We start from the raw sequence: 17,154 nt of genomic DNA on the forward strand, positions 1-17,154 counted from the left end.
CTTCAGGACATGAGTTTGGGAATGGCAGGCTCATGCGACTCGGGCCCCATGGCCGAGTAGCCGCCGTCGCACGCATAGTCGGCACCGGTCACGAAGCTGGCCATGTCCGAGCACAGGAAGAGCACCACGTTGGCCACCTCGGCCGGGTCGCCGACTCGGCGCAGCAGGTGGAAGGGCGCGGCAACGCGGTCGGTCTTGGCACGGTCGCCGCCGGTGAGCTGGTCCATGATGGCCGACCAGGTCCAGCCGGGCGAGACGCTGTTCACGCGCACGCCCTCGCCCGCCAGGTCCATGGCCATGCTGCGCGTGAGCTGCACCATGGCCGCCTTGCCCACGGGGTAGAGCCAGCGCCCGGTCTGCGCCACGCCCGAGGAGATGCTGGTGAAGTTGACCACCGCCCCGCCGCCCGCGCGCTGGAAGTGCGGGCGCACGGCCTTGAGCACCATCACCGCGCTGACCAGGTTGACGTTGAGCGAGGCCAGCCAGTCCTCGCGCGGCGAGGCGATGCCATCGTCCAGGTACGAGCAGGCCAGGTTCACCAGGTAGTTCACCCCGCCGTGGCGTTCTGCGGCCAGGGCCACGCAGGCGGCCACCTGGGCGTCATCGGTGATGTCCGTGCGGCTGAACAGCACCCCGTCACCCAACTCGTCCGACAGCGCTTGCCCGGCCTCGGCGTTGATGTCGGCCACCACCACCCGCACCCCAGCCTGGTGCAGGGCACGCACCACCCCGGCGCCGATGAGGGTGGCGCCCCCGGTCACGATCGCGCTCTTGCCGCGCATGCTGTCGAATCCCTGGACCATGCTGACTCCTGTGGGTTTTGCAATGACTGTTGCAGTGCATCAGCGGTAACACGCCGTCACATCCGCCCCGTGCACCCGGGTGCTAACGCTCTTGCGCAGCACCCGGGGCATGCACAAGAATAGAAAGGCGACCCGCGCATCCGCATCCCGAAAGCGCGGGGCGTATCCCGCAAACGCATGTTTTCGCGCCCCTGCCGTGGCGTGTTTCGTGCTTACCCAAGAACCAATACCCCACCGGCCGAACCGCATGCACACCGCCCAGCAGAGCAGCACCGCGCACCCGCTACCGCTGGAGCGCTTTCGCCTGTTCGACAGCCATGACCTGGACGAGGCGCGCGAATTCGTGGGCCGCGTGTTCTGCCCGCACGAGCTGGCCACCCTGCACCCGGGCGCACAGCTCGATGCCTGCCACCACAGCGTGCCCCTGCACCGCGATGCCAGCCTGAACTACGTGCAATACGGCCCGGCCGTGCGCATCGAGCCCGGCCACCTGGGCGGCTTCTACCTGCTGCAGATACCGCTGCGCGGTGGTGCCACGGTGCGTTGCGGCGGCCAGGCGGTGGAGTCGCATGCGCTCATGGCCTCGCTGCCCTCGCCCACCGAGCCGCTGTCCATGCGTTGGCACGAGGACAGCCCGCAGTTCATCGTCAAGATCGACCGCGCGGCCTTGCATACCCGCCTGTCGGCCCTGCTGCAGACACCGGTGCAGCAGCCACTGGTGTTCGAGCTCGGTGTGGACCTGGCCCAACCCTCGCTCATGGGCATGGCCAGCTTCATTGCCTACCTGCGCTCGGCGGTGGAGACCAACGCCTTCCTGCTGGGCCACCCGGTGCTGGCCGAACAGGCCGAGAACCATCTGCTCACCAGCCTGCTGCTGTCCACGCAGCACAACTATTCACAGGCCCTGGCGGCCGGCACGGCCAAGCCGGGCAACGCACCCGTGGTGCTGCCGCGCGTGGTCAAGCGCGCGCAGGAGTTCATGCACAGCCGGCTGGAGCTGCCCATCACCCTGGCCGAGGTGTGCGCGCACGTCGGCGTCAGCGCGCGTTCGCTGCAGCAGACCTTTGCACAGTGCACAGGCAAGAGCCCCATGGCCTTCCTGCGCGAGTTGCGGCTCGATGCCGTGCGCGCGGCACTGCAGCAGCCCTGCCTGGCGGAGCGTGCCCCGCAGGTCTCGGACATCGCGGCGCGCTACGGCTTCTTTCACCTGGGCCACTTTGCCGAGGGCTACCGCAAGCGCTTTGGCGAAACCCCGTCGGACACCCGCCAGCGCCACGGCGAGCCCCACTGAGTCCGGCTCACCCCGGCTGCGCCACGAAGGCATCGGCAAAGAACGCCATGGGCCGCATGCCGGCCTGTGCCGCAAAGTCGCGCCGCGCGGCGTCCACCATGGCCGGCGCACCACAGGCATACACTTCGTGCTGCGACAGGTCCGCATGGTCCTGCAGCACGGCCTGGTGCACCCAGCCGGTGCGGCCGGCCCAGGCATCGGCAGCCGGCGCATCCGACAGCACGGGCACATAGCTCAGGCGGCCCTGCAGAGCCTGCTCCCACTCCAGGCACAGGCTGTGCAGATACAGGTCGGCCCGCGCACGGCCGCCCCAGTACAGGTGCACGCGGCGTTCGCTGCCGGTGGCCAGCAGTTGCTCCACCAGGGCCTTCACAGGTGCAAAGCCAGTCCCGCTGGCCAGCAGGATGGCCGGCGCCTGCGATGCGCCATCGTGCATGCCGAATGTGCCGAACGGCCCCTCGATGCGCAGCACGTCACGGGCTTTCAGCTTGCAGAACACCTGGTCGGTGAACAGCCCGCCCGGCAGGTGGCGGATGTGCAGCTCCAGCAGTTCCTGCCCCTCACGGGCCAGCGTGGCCAGTGAGTAGCTGCGCCGGCGCTTGCCGGGCAGCAGCACGTCCACATACTGGCCTGCGGCGTAGTGCAGGCGCTGGCCTGCCGGGGGCTGCAGCTGCACACGCATCACGTCGTGCGCCAGGCGCTCCATCGCCACCACGCGCACCGGCAGCTTGCGCACGGCGATGCCCGGGATGTGCGGGATCTCGGTGCATTCGATATGCAGCGGGCTCGCGGCCTGGGTGCAGCACAGCAGGTGCATGCCCTGCCCGGCTTCCTCCGGTGACAGTGCGGCAGGCTGCGCATCTGGCAGGCACACGGCCTCGCCATGCACCACACGGGCGCGGCAGGCGCCGCAGGTGCCGGTCTTGCACTGGTGCGGCAGCAGGATGCCCTGGCGCAGCGCGGCGTCGAGCACGCTTTCGCCCGCCGTGCTGGAGAAGGTCTTGCCGGACGGCAGCAAGGTGATGGCGTGCATGGGCGCGTCGGCCACGGCTGCGCCGGCCTCTTCGGTCATCTGCATGGGGAAACCTTTAAGGGTCTAGACGGTGAGGTAGCGCGACCACAGGCTGCGGTCGGCATTGAGCGCGGCGGAATCGCCCTGCCAGACCACGCGGCCGCGCTCCAGGATCACGTGGCGGTCGGCCAGTCCCACCAGGCGGTGCACGTACTTGTCGACCACCAGAATGGTCTGCCCGGCGGCCTTGAGCGTGGCCAGACAGCGCCAGATCTCCTCGCGGATGACAGGGGCCAGGCCCTCGGTGGCCTCGTCCAGGATGAGCAGGCGCGGGTTGGTCGACAGCGCCCGGCCGATGGCCAGCATCTGCTGCTCGCCACCCGAGAGCTGGTTGCCCAGGTGGTTCTGGCGTTCCTTGAGGCGCGGGAACACGCCGTAGATGCGCGCCAGGTCCCAGGCATCGCGCAGGCCATTGCGGTTGTCGGCAAAGGCCAGCAGGTGCTCGCGCACCGTGAGGTTGGGAAACACGTGGCGCCCCTCGGGCACGATGGCCAGGCCCAGGCGGGCGATGGCGTCGCTCTTGAGGCGATCGGTGGCCTGCCCCGCGAAGCGGATGCCTCCGGCCGTGGGGCGCAACGCGCCCACCAGGGTCTTGATGGTGGTGCTCTTGCCCATGCCGTTGCGGCCGAGCAGGGACACCACCTCGCCTGCAGCGATATCGAGGTCGATGCCGAAAAGCACCTGGCTCACGCCGTAGCCGGCCTCCAGGCCCTGGCAGCTCAGCAAGGGTTCGGGGGCGCTCATGGGGTCGTCTCCAGGGTTTCGGTGCCCAGGTACACGGCCTGCACCTCGGCGTTGTTGCGGATTTCGTCGGGCGTGCCGGCGGTGAGCACCCGGCCATAGACCAGCACCGAGATGCGATCGGCCAAGCGGAATACGGCCTCCATGTCGTGCTCGATCAGCAGCACGGCCATGTCCTTGCGCAGGGATTCGATGAGCTGCACCATCTGCAGCGATTCGTCCGGCCCCATGCCGGCCATGGGCTCGTCCAGCAACAGCAGCTTGGGGGCCGAGGCCAGCGCCAGCGCCACATCCAGCGTGCGCTGCGCGCCGTGCGGCAGGGCCCCCGCCACCTCGCCCATGCTGGCCTGCAGCCCCACGCGCTCGGCCAGCCGGTCGGCGGCCTCGTACAGACCGTGCGCCTGCGAGCGCGGCTGCACAAAGCGAAAGCTCGACCCGCTGTGCGCCTGCACGGCCAGCAGCAGGTTGTCGCGCACGGTCTGCGTGGGAAAGATGCGCGTCACCTGAAAGCAGCGCGACAGCCCCTTGGCCACGCGGCGGTGCATGGGCAGCGCGGTGATGTCGGCACCATCGAGCAGCACCCGGCCCGCGTCGGGCGCCAGCAGGCCCGAGATCTGGTTGACCAGCGTGGTCTTGCCGGCGCCGTTGGGGCCGATGAGGGCATGCACCTCGCCATGCGCCACCGAGAGGTCCACATGGTCGGTGGCCAGCAGGCCGCCAAAGCGCTTGACCAGGCCCTGCACTTGAAAGAGGCTCATCGCGGGCTCCTTGCGCGCAGGTCTGCCAGCGCGGCCAGGCCCTTGGGCGCATACAGCGCGGTGGCGATCAACAACACGCCCAGCGGCATGTGCCAGTAGTCGGTGTGCAGCTTGAGCACCTCTTCGAGCGCAAGCCACACGGCGGCGCCCAGCGGCCCGCCCCAACGCCGGCCCAGGCCGCCGATGACGACCATCACGATCAGCGTGGCCGATTGCGTCCAGTGCATCATCGAAGGGCTCACGAAGCTGTTGCCCGTGGCCAGCAGCGCGCCCGCCAGGCCGGCGACTGCACCGGCCAGCGTGAAGGCCGCCAGCTGCAGCAGGTACACCGGGTAGCCCAGGGCGCGCATGCGCGTCTCGTTGTCGCGGATGCCCGCCAGCGCCGCGCCGAAGCGCGAGGCCGTGGCCCGGTCCAGCCACCACAGCACCAGCGCCACCAGGGCCAGCACCACCCAGTACAGCGTGGGCTCGTGCATCACATCGAGGCCCAGGCCCAGCGCCGGCCGCATGGGCAGCGTATAGCCGTCGTCGCCGCCATAGCTGCGCAGCGACACGAACACGAAGTACAGCATCTGCGCGAAGGCCAGCGTGATCATGATGAAGTACACGCCCTTGGTGCGCAGCGAGATGGCGCCGACCAGTGCAGCCACCAGCGCGGCAACCACCATCGCAGCGCCCCAGACGACCCAGGCCGAGGTGGCGCCCGCATCGCTGAGCACCACCACCGCATAGGCGCCCACGCCCACGAAGCCCGCATGCCCGAGCGCCACCATGCCGCCAAAGCCCATGATGAAGTTCAGGCTTGCGGCGGCCAGCGCCACCACCAGCACCCGGCGCACGAAGCCGATGTAGAAATCCAGGCCCAGGGCCGAAGCCACCAGCGGAAACAGCGCCAGCGCCACCAGCAAGGCCAGCGGCAGCACTGCGCCGCGCCAGCGCGGCACGGCGGAGTCCGCAGGCAGGGAAGAAGTCAGGGAAGCGGACATGGTGGCTCAGGCCTTGGCAGAAAACAGCCCCGCAGGGCGAAAGCTCAGCACCGCCGCCATCAGGGCGTACATGGCCACCTCGGCGCACAGCGGGCCCAGATCGGCGGCCACGGCGGGTGGCAGGGTGGCACGCAGCAGCAGCGGCAAGAAGGCGCGGCCGATGGTGTCCACCAGCCCCACCAGCAAGGCGGCCACGAAGGCCCCGCGCACCGAGCCGATGCCGCCGATGACGATGACCACCAGCGCCGGGATCAGAATGGCCTCGCCCATGCCCACCTGCACCGCCATCAGCGGGCCCATGAGGGCCCCCGCCAGGGCAGCCAGCGCCGCCCCGAGCACGAAGATGCCGCTGAACACGCGCTTGACGCGCACGCCCATCAGCTCGGCCATCCACCGGTCCGATGCCCCCGCACGCACCAGCATGCCCACGCGGCTGTGGTTGACCAGCAGGTACAACAGGCCCGCCACCAGCACCCCGGCCGCCAGCACCACCAGCCGGTACGAGGGGTAAGGCAGGCCGGCGAACAACTCCACCGGGCCCGACAGCAGGGCGGGCGTGGGCGCCATCACCGGCGATGGGCCCCAGACCATCTTCACCGCATCGTCGGCCACGAGGATCACGCCGAAGGTGGCCAGCACCTGGGCCAGGTGATCGCGCCCGTAGAGGCGGCGCATCAGCGTCACCTCCAACAGCACGGCCACCAGCACCGTGGCTGCAATCGCCACCAGCACCGCCCCCGCGAACGAACCGCTGTGCACATGCACGGTGGCCGCCACGTAGGCGCCCACCATGAACAGCGAGCCGTGCGAGAGGTTCATCACGTCCATGATCCCGAAGACCAGGGTCAGGCCCGCGGCGATCAGGAAGAGCATGAGCCCGTAGCCTGCGCCGTTGAGCAGTTGTTCGATGACGAGGATCGGGTTCATGGCGTGAAGGGGCTGCGCAGGGGCAATGGTGGCAAGGTCACTTCAGCGGGCATTGCGCGGAGAACGCGTCGCCGTAGTTCTCCAGCACCGTCTTGATGGTCTTGTTGGTCACGCGGCCCTCGGCGTTCTTGCCGATGGTGCGCAGGTAGAAGTTCTGCACCGGGTAGTGGTTGTTGGCATAGCGGAAGCTGCCGCGCACCGAGGGGAACTGCGCCTTGACCAGGGCCTTGACCAGGGCCTCGCGGTCGGACACCTTGCCGCCCACGGCCTTCACGGCCGAGTCCATGGCGCTGATCACGTCGAAGGCCTGCGCGGCGTAGATGGAGGGGTAGCGCCCGCCGTATTCCTTGCGGAAGGCCGCGACGAAGGCCTTGTTGGCCGCGTTGTCCAGGTCATGCGCCCAGTGCGAGGTGTTGAACAGGCCCAGCATGGGTTCGCCCACCGCGCCGATGATGTCCTCGTCGGCCGAGAAGCCGCTGGTCACCAGCATGATGTCCTTGGACAGCCCCGCACCCACGAACTGCTTGATGAAGTTGATGCCCATGGCACCGGGCAGGAAGAAGTACACGGCCTCGGGCTTGGCGGCGCGCAATTGCGCCAGTTCGGTCGCATAGTCGATCTGGCCGACCTTGGTGTACATCTCGTCGACCACCGTGCCCTTGAACTTGCGCTTGAAGCCGGTGAGCCCGTCCTTGCCGGCGGGGTAGTTGGGGGCGATCAGCACCATGCGGCCAAAGCCGCGGTCGGCCGCGAACTGGCCCGCGGCCTCGTGGTACTGGTCGTTCTGGTAGGCGGTGCCGAAGAAGTAGGCATTGCACTGCGCGCCGGCCAACTGGCTCGGGCCGGCGTTGTTCGACAGGTAGGGCACCTTGGCGGCGAACAGCGTGGGCGCCACGGCCAGTGCCACGTTGGAGGCGATGGGCCCGGTGAACAGGTCGATCTTCTCGCGCTGCACGAAGCGGTCGACCAGTTGCTTGGCCTGGTCGGGGCTGCCGGCCATGTCGGTCTGCACGAACTCCACCGGCTGGCCGCCGAGCTTGCCAGCGAGTTGCTTGATGGCCAGGTTGAAGCCGTCGCGTGCGTCGGCACCAGGTCCGGAAAAAGGGCCCGAGATGTCGAGCGCCATGCCGACCTTGATGGGGCCCTGCTGGGCCGCCGCCGTGAAGCTTGCGCAGGCGGCCAGGGTGGCCAGGGCGGCTGCGCCCAGCCGGTTGCGAAGCGAGGTGCTTGAGAGTTGTGCCATCTTCAATCCTTATCCATCAACAAAAGGGAAAAACCAGAACCAAGAGCGCTGCGGGAGCGGAGGCTCAGAGCCCCACTTCGACCCGCCCGGCCACCACGCGCACCGGGAACGTGCGCACCGCTTCGGTGACAGGCGCCTTGCAGGGCGCCCCCGTGCGGATGTCGAAGGTGCCCTGATGCAAGGGGCATTCCACACAGCCGTCTTCCACCCAGCCGTCGGACAATTTGGCGGCGCCGTGGGTGCACAGGTCGTACAGGGCAAAGAGCCCTTCCCCGTCGCGGAACACCGCCACGGGCAGGCCGTCCACCACCACGGGCCACACGGCACCGTCCGGGAAATCCTCGGGCTCCCCCACGTCGTGCCAGGCGGCTGCCGCGCCCTGTTCCAGTGCGCTGTCGGTCGTTGTCTGCATGGCGCTGGTCCTCAGATGGGGGTGGCAAGCAAGGTGGCCACGCGCGAGGTGTCGTACACCACGCGCTTGCTGCGGTAGCGCCATTCGCCTTCGTGCAGCACCACCTCGTCGAGGTAGGTGCCGGCCTGGTACACGCTCGAATCGCCAGCCGTGCCGGTGATCACCACCACGTAGCTCGACTGCGTGTGCACCACGCCGTCCTTCACGGCCGTGATCACCAGCCCCGAGGTGCCGTGGCGGTACACGTGGTCCTCGAAGATGTTGGCGTTGCGCAGGGAGAGCACGCGGTCGCGCAGCATGCCGGCATTGCGGCAGTACATGATGGGTGCGGGAAAGCCTGCGTCGAAGTTCTCCTTGGGGATGATTTCGTAGCGGCCTTCCTCGACGAAGAAGCCGGGCCACTCTTCGAGCCGGTTGTTGTCCAGCGCGCTCACGTAGCGGTGCTGCAGCTCCAGCAGTTCGGTCCACAGCTGCAGGCGCTCCTGGCGGCTGATGCCGATGGGGGCGATGGGGGCGGTGGGGGCGATGGGGGGTGTCATCGTGGTCATGGTGTGCGGTGCCTCAGTAGCCCATCAGTGCCTGGTAGCCCACCCAGAAGCGGCGGATCAGGTTCTCGGTGATCACGGTGTCCATCTGCTCGGGCGCTTCGCGCGCCATGGCGATGTAGGAGTGCTTGTCGCCGTCGCGCGCCGTACCGCGCTGCACCAGCTCGGTGGCCTCGGTGTCTTCCATCGAGATGTAGCCCGCAGGCCCCACCAGGTTGGCCTGCAGCATGCGCAGTTCGCGCAGCTCGGGGGTGTCGTCGGCATAGCCGAAGAAATGGAACACCAGCTCGAAGTTGCCCGGCCCCTTGGGCAGCAGCTGGCGCGCCACCAGCGTGTTGTGGATCTGCTGCACCACCAGCTGCGGAAAGATCGGCTGGATGTGGTTGGTGGTCATCTCGTCGAACTCCTGGATCTGGCCCAGCAGTGCAGGCTCTTCGAGTTCGAAGCCTTCGTCCATGGAGCGGATGTTCTGCGCGCTGTAGGCCGCAGCGGTGTCCGTTTCCACCTCGGGCTTGGTCACGGTGATGATGCTGTGCAGGCCATGGTTCGCATCCGGGATGGAGCGCGCCTTCATCCCCACGCGGAAGATGTTGAAGGTGGTGTGGAACAGGTGCAGCAGGCTGGCGTGGTAGGGGTCCTTGACGTTCTCGAAGTACAGCTTCCAGTTCGACTTGGAGAACTGGCGCGTGCAGCCCAGGTACTCGATGGGCTTGTGGAAGATGCGGTCGATCCACGGGCGCATCTGCTCGCCCAGGTACTCAGGCAGCGGCGGCGTCTCGTCGCTGAAGGTGGCGAACAGCAGGCCCTTGTAGCTGTCCACGCGCAGCTTCTGCAGGCCGTGCTCTTCGGTCTTGAAATCCTTGGGCATGCCGACCATGCCCTTCTGGCCACGGCGAAACGGCACGCCCTGCAGGTCGCCGTTGGCGGCAAAGCTCCACTGGTGGTACACGCAGGTGTGGCTGGCGGCATTGCCGCGCTTTTCGCGGCAGACCATGGCGCCCCGGTGCGCGCAGCGGTTGACCCAGCAGGCCAGCCCCTCGGCCGTGCGCGTAACGACTACAGGGGTGTCGCCGACGAAGGTGGACTTGAAATCACCCACGTTCGGGATCTCGGCCTCCAGCCCCAGAAAGCTCCACACCGGGCCGCGGAAGATGCGCTCCTGCTCGCGCTCGTACACCTCCTGCGAGCTGAACACCCGGTAGGGCACGCTGGAGCCATCGGGCTGCGGAAAATGCACCTGCCGCTGCGCCTTGAGCGAGACGGGCGGCGCAACAGCGACAACGGTGGTTTCGGACATGGGCAAGACCTCTTCGATTGGTATGCCTCCATGCTAGGAATGACCGCCCTGCCCCGCTATCCAGTATCGGCACCCAGGGCGCGCAGGCTGTCCGGTTCTTGCAAATGTGGAGTTGGAAATGCGGTCCCACCGCTGAAGACGGACGTACCCTCCCCTCAGGCGGCATGCCCTCTGCGGAAAATCTGCATGGGTCGTTCTAATTGCCCGCCGTCTGGCTCGGCAGTTCGCCGAAGCGCTCGCGGTAGTAGCTGGAGAAACGGCCCAGGTGGCCGAAGCCGAACTCCAGCGCCGCGTCGGTCACACAATGGCCGCGACGCTCCTGCAAGCGCGCGCGCACGGCGTCGAGACGCATGTTGCGCAGCAGCGCCATGGGCGATTCACCGTGGTGGCGCTGGCACAGCATGTTCAGGCCACGCACGCTGACGCCTGCGGCGCGCGCCAGGTCTTCGAGCGCCACGGGCGCACACAGGCGGCTGCGCATGTAGGCATCGAGCCGGTCGAGCCGGCGCACATCGCCATGTGCGCCTGGCAAGAGCTTGTCGGCACCCGCGTCCAGCAAGGGCGCCGCAGGCACCGGCACGCTCTGCGCGCACGAAGCCAGGAACAGCGCCACGTTGCTTTCCATGTGATCCACCCAGCGCGCATGCGCGGTGCTTTCCACCGCCTGCTGGCTCACGTGCAGCAGCGATTGCATGAGGAAGTGCCACTGCTGGCCCTGCCCCGCGCTTAAGGGCAGCAGCGGGTGCGCGAAGGTGGAATCACCCACCAGCAATTCGGGTGCCCAGGCGCGCAGCAACTGGCACGGCACCTTGAGGATGAGCTGGCGCGCGCCCTGCTGCCAGCGCATGTGCAGGTTGTGGCGCGGCGCGATCAGCGCGGCGGCGCCGGCGGGCAGGCGGATGGGCACGCCATCGGACACCATTTCGGCCGTGCCCGAGAGCGACAGGTGCACCAGCACGAAATCGTCGAAGGGGCGCGGGCGGATTTCCACCTCCGCACCGTATTGCAGCATGAACAGTTGCAGCTGGCGCACGCGCACCTTGGACAGCGAGGTGGCCACCGGCCCGCCGCACCATTTCAGCCCATGGTCCGAGAACTCGCGGGCCACCAGGTCATGGGAGTCCACCCGCAGGTCCGACGTGAACAGCGGGCGCTGCTGCAGCGCCGACAGATCCAGGGACAGGGCAGACATGGGAACCATCAGGCAGGACCTCGGCGTGGGAAGGGACGCAGCATGCGTCGAGGCCTGCCGCTTTGATCTGCATCAACACCAGCAATTTCCATACCCATGGGCGGGCAGGCGCCAAGGCGACAACCCCGCAGCCACGGTCGCCGGGCTACCGACGTACCATCGGAGCAACGCCTGTTCACCCATTCACCTCGCTTCCTCCATGTATTCCACCGTCCGCACCTCGCGCAGCGAGTTCGTCCCCATCCGCACCCTGAACTACCACGTCCGCCACTGGGGCGAGGTGTCGCTGGACAGGACCCAAACCCCGCTGGTCATGGTGCACGGCTGGATGGACGTGGGCGCCTCCTACCAGTTCGTGGTGGATGCGTTCTCGGCCGCGTTCGCCGATGGCCGGCACATCATCGCCCCCGACTGGCGCGGCTTCGGCCTGAGCAAGTTGCCCACGCCCTGCGACCACTACACCTTTCCGGACTACCTGGCCGACCTGGATCTGCTGCTCGACCACTACGTGGGCGACCAGCCCGTGGACCTGGTGGGCCACAGCATGGGCGGCAATATCGCCATGATGTATGCCGGCGTGCGGCCCGAGCGCATCCGCCGGCTGGTCAACCTGGAGGGCTTCGGCATGCCCGCAAGCAAGCCCGAGCAGGCGCCCAAGCGCTATGCCCAGTGGATCGACGAGATCAAGCAACTGCAGACGGGCGACATGGCCCTCAAGGCCTACGACGGCGTGGCCGGCGTGGCCCAGCGCCTGATGAAGACCAACCCGCGCCTGTCGCAGGACAAGGCCGACTGGCTGGCCCGGCACTGGGCCGAGCCCAATGCCGAGGGCCGCTGGGAGATCCTGGGCGACCCGGCGCACAAGATCACCAGCTCGCAGCTGTACCGGCTCGACGAAGCCCTGGCCCTGTACGAGCGCATCTCCGCGCCGGTGCTGGCCGTGGAGGCCAGCGACGACAGCCTGGGTCAGTGGTGGAAGGGCCGCTACGACCTGGGCGAATACCACCAGCGCCTGACCCACGTGCGCAACTGCCGCACGGCCGTGGTGCAGGACGCTGCCCACATGCTGCACCATGACCAGCCCGAAGCCGTGGCACGGTTGATCGAAGAGCACCTTTCTTCCTGATCGGTCCTGCGTACTGTTCCGAGGCTGTTTTCACGAGGGCAAGGGGCATTGCCGGCCCCCATGCCCATCCATGAGAAAATGGCCAATTCGGGCGATGCTGAACCATCCCGCCCCGGTGCGGGTCATCCCCTTGCGTGCGCCCACAGCGCAGCGCACCAGGGGCCTGTTCAGCCTTGTCACCCTCTACAGAACACACTTACCAGGACACCATCATGGACGCAGAACGCATCAACCTCATCGGCAACACCTTGAGCGACCTGACCGTGCGCACGCAAGAGTTACGGAGGTATCTTTGACTTCGATGCCAAATTCGAACGTCTGAGAACCGTCAACGCATCGCTCGAAGACCCCTCGGTCTGGAACGATCCGAAGAAGGCCCAGGAACTGGGCAAGGAGAAGAAGTCGCTGGACGGCGTGGTGCTTACGCTGGAGCGACTCACGCGCGAGCTGGCCGACAACACCGAGCTCTATGACATGAGCAAGGAAGACGGCGACGAAGACGGCCTGATGACCATCGAGGCCGAGACCGCCAAGCTGCAGCCCGAGATCGAGCAGCTCGAGTTCCGCCGCATGTTCCGCCACGAGGCCGACCCGCTCAACTGCTTCGTCGACATCCAGGCCGGCGCCGGCGGCACCGAGGCCTGCGACTGGGCCGGCATGCTGCTGCGCCAGTACCTCAAGTACGCTGAACGCAAGGGCTTCAAGACCACGGTCGAGGAAGAAACCCCGGGCGACATCGCCGGCCTCAAGAGCGCCACGATCAAGGTCGAGGGCGAGTACGCCTACGGCCTGCTGCGCACCGAGACCGGCGTGCACCGCCTGGTGCGCAAGTCGCCGTTCGACTCGTCGGGCGGGCGCCATACCAGCTTTGCCAGCCTGTTCGTCTACCCCGAGATCGATGACTCGATCCAGATCGACATCAACCCGGCCGACGTGCGCACCGACACCTACCGCGCATCGGGCGCGGGTGGCCAGCACATCAACAAGACCGACTCGGCCGTGCGCCTGACGCACATGCCCACCGGCATCGTGGTGCAGTGCCAGGACGGCCGCAGCCAGCACGGCAACCGCGACATCGCCTGGCAGCGCCTGCGCTCGCGCCTGTACGACCACGAGATGCGCAAGCGCCAGGAAGAGCAGCAAAAGCTCGAGGACACCAAGACCGACGTGGGCTGGGGCCACCAGATCCGCAGCTACGTGCTGGACAACAGCCGCATCAAGGACCTGCGCACCGGGGTGGAAATCTCGGCCACGCAGAAGGTGCTGGACGGCGACCTGGACGCCTTCATCGAAGCCTCGCTCAAGCAGGGCGTGTGATGCAGCGCGACGCAGCAGCCGCCACCACCGTCGCAGCCACGGCCCCGCGCGGTAGCCCGATTGCCGTAGAGGCCTTCATCTTCGACATGGACGGCACCATGATCGACTCCATGCCCTGGCACGCCAAGGCCTGGGTCGAGTTCACGCGGCGCCGCGGCATGGCCATCGACGTGCCCGACCTGATGGCCCGCACCACGGGCCGCAATGGCACCGAGTGCATCCGCGAGCTGCTGCAGCGCGATGTCGAGCAGGCCGAGGCCGACGCGCTCACGCGCGAGAAGGAAGACATCTACCGCGAGTTGTTCGGCCCCTCGTTCACCGAGGTGGCGGGCTTTCGCGCCTTCGCGGCGCAGGCCTGCACACGCGGCTACAAGCTGGCCGTAGGCACGGCAGGCGACATCCACAATGTGGCCTTCGCCATGTCGCGCCTGGCCATGGCGCCCGAGCCGCTGACCATCGTGCGCGGCGACGAGGGCCTGCCCGGCAAGCCCCAGCCGGCCATCTTTCTCGAAGCGGCGCGCCGCATCGGCGCCGCGCCCGAGCGCTGCATCGTGTTTGAAGACGCACCCTTCGGTATCGAAGCCGCACGCCGCGCGGGCATGCATGCCGTGGCGGTGTGCAGCACCCACAGCGCACAGGAACTGGCGGGCCCGCATGTGCTGGCCGCCGTGCGTGACTACCACGAACTCATGAACACCGACTTTCTGGAGCGCATCCATGTTGCCATCGCCTAACGCAGACGCAAGCGGCGCGGGACCGGCCATTGCCATCCGCCGCGAGGATTACACCGCCCCCGCCTACTGGATCGACAGCGTCGAGCTGACCTTCGACCTGGACCCCGCCAAGACGCGCGTGCTCAACCGCATGACGCTGCGCCGCAACCCCGACGTGGCCGAACAGCCCCTGAAGCTCGATGGCGAGGACCTGAACCTGGCGCGCGTGCTGGTCAACGGCCAGGGCACCTCGTTCAAGATGGAGGGCTCGCGCCTGGTGCTGGAGAACCTGCCCACCGGCACCGATGCCTTCGCGCTCGAGATCTTCACCACCTGCTGCCCGGCCAAGAACACGCACCTGATGGGCCTGTACGTGAGCCAGGGTACCTTCTTCACGCAGTGCGAGGCCGAGGGCTTCCGCCGCATCACCTACTTCCTGGACCGCCCGGACGTGATGGCCAGCTACACCGTCACGCTGCGCGCCAACAAGGCCCAGTACCCGGTGCTGCTGTCCAACGGCAACCTGGTGGACAGCGGCGACCTGGAAGACGGCCGCCACTTCGCCCAATGGGTGGACCCGCACAAGAAGCCCTGCTACCTGTTCGCCCTGGTGGCGGGCAAGCTGGTGGCGCGCGAGCAGAAGATCCGCGCCCGCTCGGGCACCGACCACCTGCTGCAGGTGTACGTGCGCCCGGGCGACCTGGGCAAGACCGAGCACGCCATGAACTCGCTGATGGCCAGCGTGGCCTGGGACGAGGCGCGCTTTGGCCTGCCGCTGGACCTGGAACGTTTCATGATCGTCGCCACCAGCGACTTCAACATGGGCGCCATGGAAAACAAGGGCCTGAACATCTTCAACACCAAGTATGTTCTGGCCAGCGAATCGACCGCGACCGACGTGGACTTCGCCAACATCGAGAGCGTGGTGGGTCACGAATATTTCCACAACTGGACGGGCAACCGCGTCACCTGCCGCGACTGGTTCCAGCTGAGCCTCAAGGAAGGCCTCACGGTGTTCCGCGACCAGGAGTTCAGCCAGGACCTGGCCGGCAGCCCCTCGGCCCGCGCCGTCAAGCGCATCGAGGACGTGCGCGTGCTTCGCACCGCCCAGTTCCCCGAGGATGCAGGCCCCATGGCCCACCCGGTGCGGCCCGACAGCTACATCGAGATCAACAACTTCTACACCGTCACCATCTACGAAAAGGGTGCCGAGGTGGTGCGCATGATGCACACCCTGGTGGGCCGCGAAGGCTTCGCCCAGGGCATGAAGCTTTATTTTGAGCGCTTTGACGGCCAGGCCGTGACCTGCGATGACTTCGCCCAGGCCATTGCCGACGCCAACCCCGCCAGTGACCTGGCGCGCCTGCTGCCCCAGTTCAAGCGCTGGTACAGCCAGGCCGGCACGCCGCGCGTGAAAGCCACGGGCAGCTACGATGCCACCGCGCGCACCTACACGCTGACCCTGGCGCAAAGCTGCGCCCCCACGCCCGGCCAGGCCGAGAAGCTGCCCTTCGTGATCCCCGTCGGCCTGGGCCTGCTCACGCACGAAGGCGCCGCACTGCCCCTGCAACTGCAGGGCGAAGACACGGCCGGCGCGCCATCGCGCACCGTGGTGCTGACCGAAGCCAGCCAGACCCTGGTGTTCACCGGGCTCGACGCCGAGCCCGTGCCCTCGCTGCTGCGCGACTTCACTGCGCCCGTGGTGCTGGACATCGGGTACACCGACGAACAGCTGCTCACCCTGCTGGCCAACGACACCGACGCCTTCAACCGCTGGGAAGCCGGCCAACGCCTGGCGCTGCGCACCGCCATCCATGCCATCACCGGCAACGGCCCCACCAGCGGCGACATCCTGCCTGCGGCCGTGGTCGACGCGCTGCGCAGCGTGCTGCGCAACCCGGCGCTGGACGCGGCCTTCAAGGAACTGGTGCTCACCCTGCCATCGGAGACCTACATCGCCGAACAGCTCGACGTGGTGGACCCGCAGCGCATCCACGCTGTGCGCGAAGGCATGCGCGAGCAGCTCGCACTGGCCCTCAAGGCCGACTGGGAATGGGCCTGGGAGCAGAACCAGGACACCGGCGGCTACAGCCCCGACCCCGTCTCCTCCGGCCGCCGTTCGCTCAGCGGCATGGCGCTGCACATGCTGTGCATCGCCGCCCAGCGCAGCGGTGACGAAGTCTGGCCCGGCAAGGCCTACCAGCGCTTCAAGGTGGCCAGCAACATGACCGACCGCTTCAACGCGCTCACGGCCCTGGTGGCCAGCGGCAGCGCGCATGCGGCCGCCGCGCTGGCGCGCTTTCACGCGCTGTTCAAGGACGAGCCCCTGGTCATCGACAAGTGGTTTGCGCTGCAGGCCGGCGCGCCGGACAAGGGCGGCAACGTGCTGCCGGCCGTGCGCCAGCTCATGCAGCACCCGGACTTCAGCCTGAAGAACCCGAACCGCGCGCGCAGCGTGATCTTCAGCTACTGCAGTGCCAACCCCGGCGCTTTCCACCGCAGCGATGCGGCGGGCTATGTGTTCTGGAGCGACCGCGTGATCGAGCTCGACGCCATCAACCCGCAGGTCGCCGCCCGCCTGGCGCGCGCGCTCGACCGCTGGAAGAAGCTGGCCGAACCCTGGCGCACGGCCGCCCGCGAGGCGATTGCCCGCGTGGCCACGCGCCCCGACCTGAGCAACGATGTGCGCGAGGTGGTCACCCGCGCACTGGCCGACTGACAGGCAGCAGCA

The 17,154-nt window shown here is 67.8% G+C and carries 16 protein-coding genes; 5 read left to right on the top strand and 11 right to left on the bottom strand.

Features of this window, described 5'->3' with window-relative positions:
- Positions 1–2: 2 nt before the first annotated feature.
- Positions 3–803 (bottom strand): SDR family oxidoreductase, encoded by an 801-nt coding sequence (locus QYL93_RS08830; RefSeq protein ID WP_305743320.1) that lies wholly within the window; start codon positions 801–803, stop codon positions 3–5.
- Positions 804–1,050: 247 nt separating this feature from the next.
- Between QYL93_RS08830 and QYL93_RS08835 the strand changes: the two genes are divergently transcribed.
- On the top strand, positions 1,051–2,094 hold the full coding sequence (locus QYL93_RS08835; RefSeq protein ID WP_305743321.1) for an AraC family transcriptional regulator: 1,044 nt from the start codon (positions 1,051–1,053) through the stop codon (positions 2,092–2,094).
- Positions 2,095–2,101: 7 nt separating this feature from the next.
- On the opposite strand, the gene QYL93_RS08840 is transcribed toward QYL93_RS08835, so the two are convergent.
- The 10 genes from QYL93_RS08840 to QYL93_RS08885 form a co-directional block, all read right to left on the bottom strand.
- Entirely contained in the window at positions 2,102–3,172 is a 1,071-nt protein-coding gene (locus QYL93_RS08840; protein ID WP_305743322.1) for a CDP-6-deoxy-delta-3,4-glucoseen reductase, read from the bottom strand.
- 18 nt (positions 3,173–3,190) lie between these two features.
- Positions 3,191–3,910 carry an ABC transporter ATP-binding protein gene (locus QYL93_RS08845; protein WP_305743323.1) on the bottom strand — a complete coding sequence of 240 codons (720 nt, stop codon included), beginning with the start codon at positions 3,908–3,910 and terminating at the stop codon, positions 3,191–3,193.
- Positions 3,907–4,665, bottom strand: coding sequence for an ABC transporter ATP-binding protein (locus tag QYL93_RS08850; protein ID WP_305743324.1), 759 nt, complete (start codon positions 4,663–4,665; stop codon positions 3,907–3,909). Before QYL93_RS08850 ends, QYL93_RS08845 begins: the two co-directional genes overlap by 4 nt.
- Complete coding sequence (locus QYL93_RS08855; RefSeq protein ID WP_305743325.1) at positions 4,662–5,651, bottom strand: branched-chain amino acid ABC transporter permease; 990 nt, start codon at positions 5,649–5,651, stop codon at positions 4,662–4,664. The genes QYL93_RS08850 and QYL93_RS08855 overlap by 4 nt, the downstream gene beginning before the upstream one ends.
- A 6-nt stretch (positions 5,652–5,657) precedes the next feature.
- Positions 5,658–6,578, bottom strand: a complete 921-nt coding sequence (locus QYL93_RS08860; protein ID WP_305743326.1) for a branched-chain amino acid ABC transporter permease — start codon at positions 6,576–6,578, stop codon at positions 5,658–5,660.
- 37 nt (positions 6,579–6,615) lie between these two features.
- Entirely contained in the window at positions 6,616–7,821 is a 1,206-nt protein-coding gene (locus QYL93_RS08865; RefSeq protein WP_305743327.1) for an ABC transporter substrate-binding protein, read from the bottom strand.
- Between the two features lie 64 nt (positions 7,822–7,885).
- Entirely contained in the window at positions 7,886–8,209 is a 324-nt protein-coding gene (gene andAb / locus QYL93_RS08870) for an anthranilate 1,2-dioxygenase ferredoxin subunit AndAb (RefSeq protein WP_370876955.1), read from the bottom strand.
- Positions 8,210–8,244: 35 nt separating this feature from the next.
- Positions 8,245–8,772 (bottom strand): anthranilate 1,2-dioxygenase small subunit AndAd, encoded by a 528-nt coding sequence (gene andAd, locus QYL93_RS08875; RefSeq protein ID WP_305743525.1) that lies wholly within the window; start codon positions 8,770–8,772, stop codon positions 8,245–8,247.
- A 22-nt stretch (positions 8,773–8,794) separates the two neighbouring features.
- Complete coding sequence (gene andAc, locus QYL93_RS08880) at positions 8,795–10,075, bottom strand: anthranilate 1,2-dioxygenase large subunit AndAc (RefSeq protein ID WP_305743329.1); 1,281 nt, start codon at positions 10,073–10,075, stop codon at positions 8,795–8,797.
- A gap of 196 nt (positions 10,076–10,271) precedes the next feature.
- Positions 10,272–11,267, bottom strand: a complete 996-nt coding sequence (locus tag QYL93_RS08885; RefSeq protein WP_305743330.1) for an AraC family transcriptional regulator — start codon at positions 11,265–11,267, stop codon at positions 10,272–10,274.
- A 199-nt stretch (positions 11,268–11,466) separates the two neighbouring features.
- Between QYL93_RS08885 and QYL93_RS08890 the strand changes: the two genes are divergently transcribed.
- The 4 genes from QYL93_RS08890 to pepN all read left to right on the top strand — a co-directional run bounded on the left by QYL93_RS08890 (position 11,467) and on the right by pepN (position 17,142).
- Positions 11,467–12,393 (top strand): alpha/beta fold hydrolase, encoded by a 927-nt coding sequence (locus tag QYL93_RS08890; protein ID WP_305743331.1) that lies wholly within the window; start codon positions 11,467–11,469, stop codon positions 12,391–12,393.
- Positions 12,394–12,605: 212 nt separating this feature from the next.
- Positions 12,606–13,710, top strand: a protein-coding gene (gene prfB / locus QYL93_RS08895) for a peptide chain release factor 2 (protein ID WP_157412597.1) whose coding sequence is annotated in 2 segments (ribosomal slippage) — positions 12,606–12,686 and positions 12,688–13,710 — 1,104 coding nt in all. Because the reading frame shifts where the segments join, the coding sequence is not laid out codon by codon here.
- Positions 13,710–14,444: an HAD family phosphatase gene (locus tag QYL93_RS08900; protein ID WP_305743332.1), complete on the top strand. Its 735-nt coding sequence runs from the start codon at positions 13,710–13,712 to the stop codon at positions 14,442–14,444. Before prfB ends, QYL93_RS08900 begins: the two co-directional genes overlap by 1 nt.
- Positions 14,428–17,142, top strand: coding sequence for an aminopeptidase N (gene pepN / locus QYL93_RS08905; protein ID WP_305743333.1), 2,715 nt, complete (start codon positions 14,428–14,430; stop codon positions 17,140–17,142). Before QYL93_RS08900 ends, pepN begins: the two co-directional genes overlap by 17 nt.
- The last annotated feature ends 12 nt before the right edge of the window (positions 17,143–17,154 follow it).

Origin of the sequence: Acidovorax sp. A1169 (genome assembly GCF_030704685.1) — a bacterium.
GTDB lineage: Bacteria > Pseudomonadota > Gammaproteobacteria > Burkholderiales > Burkholderiaceae_C > Acidovorax.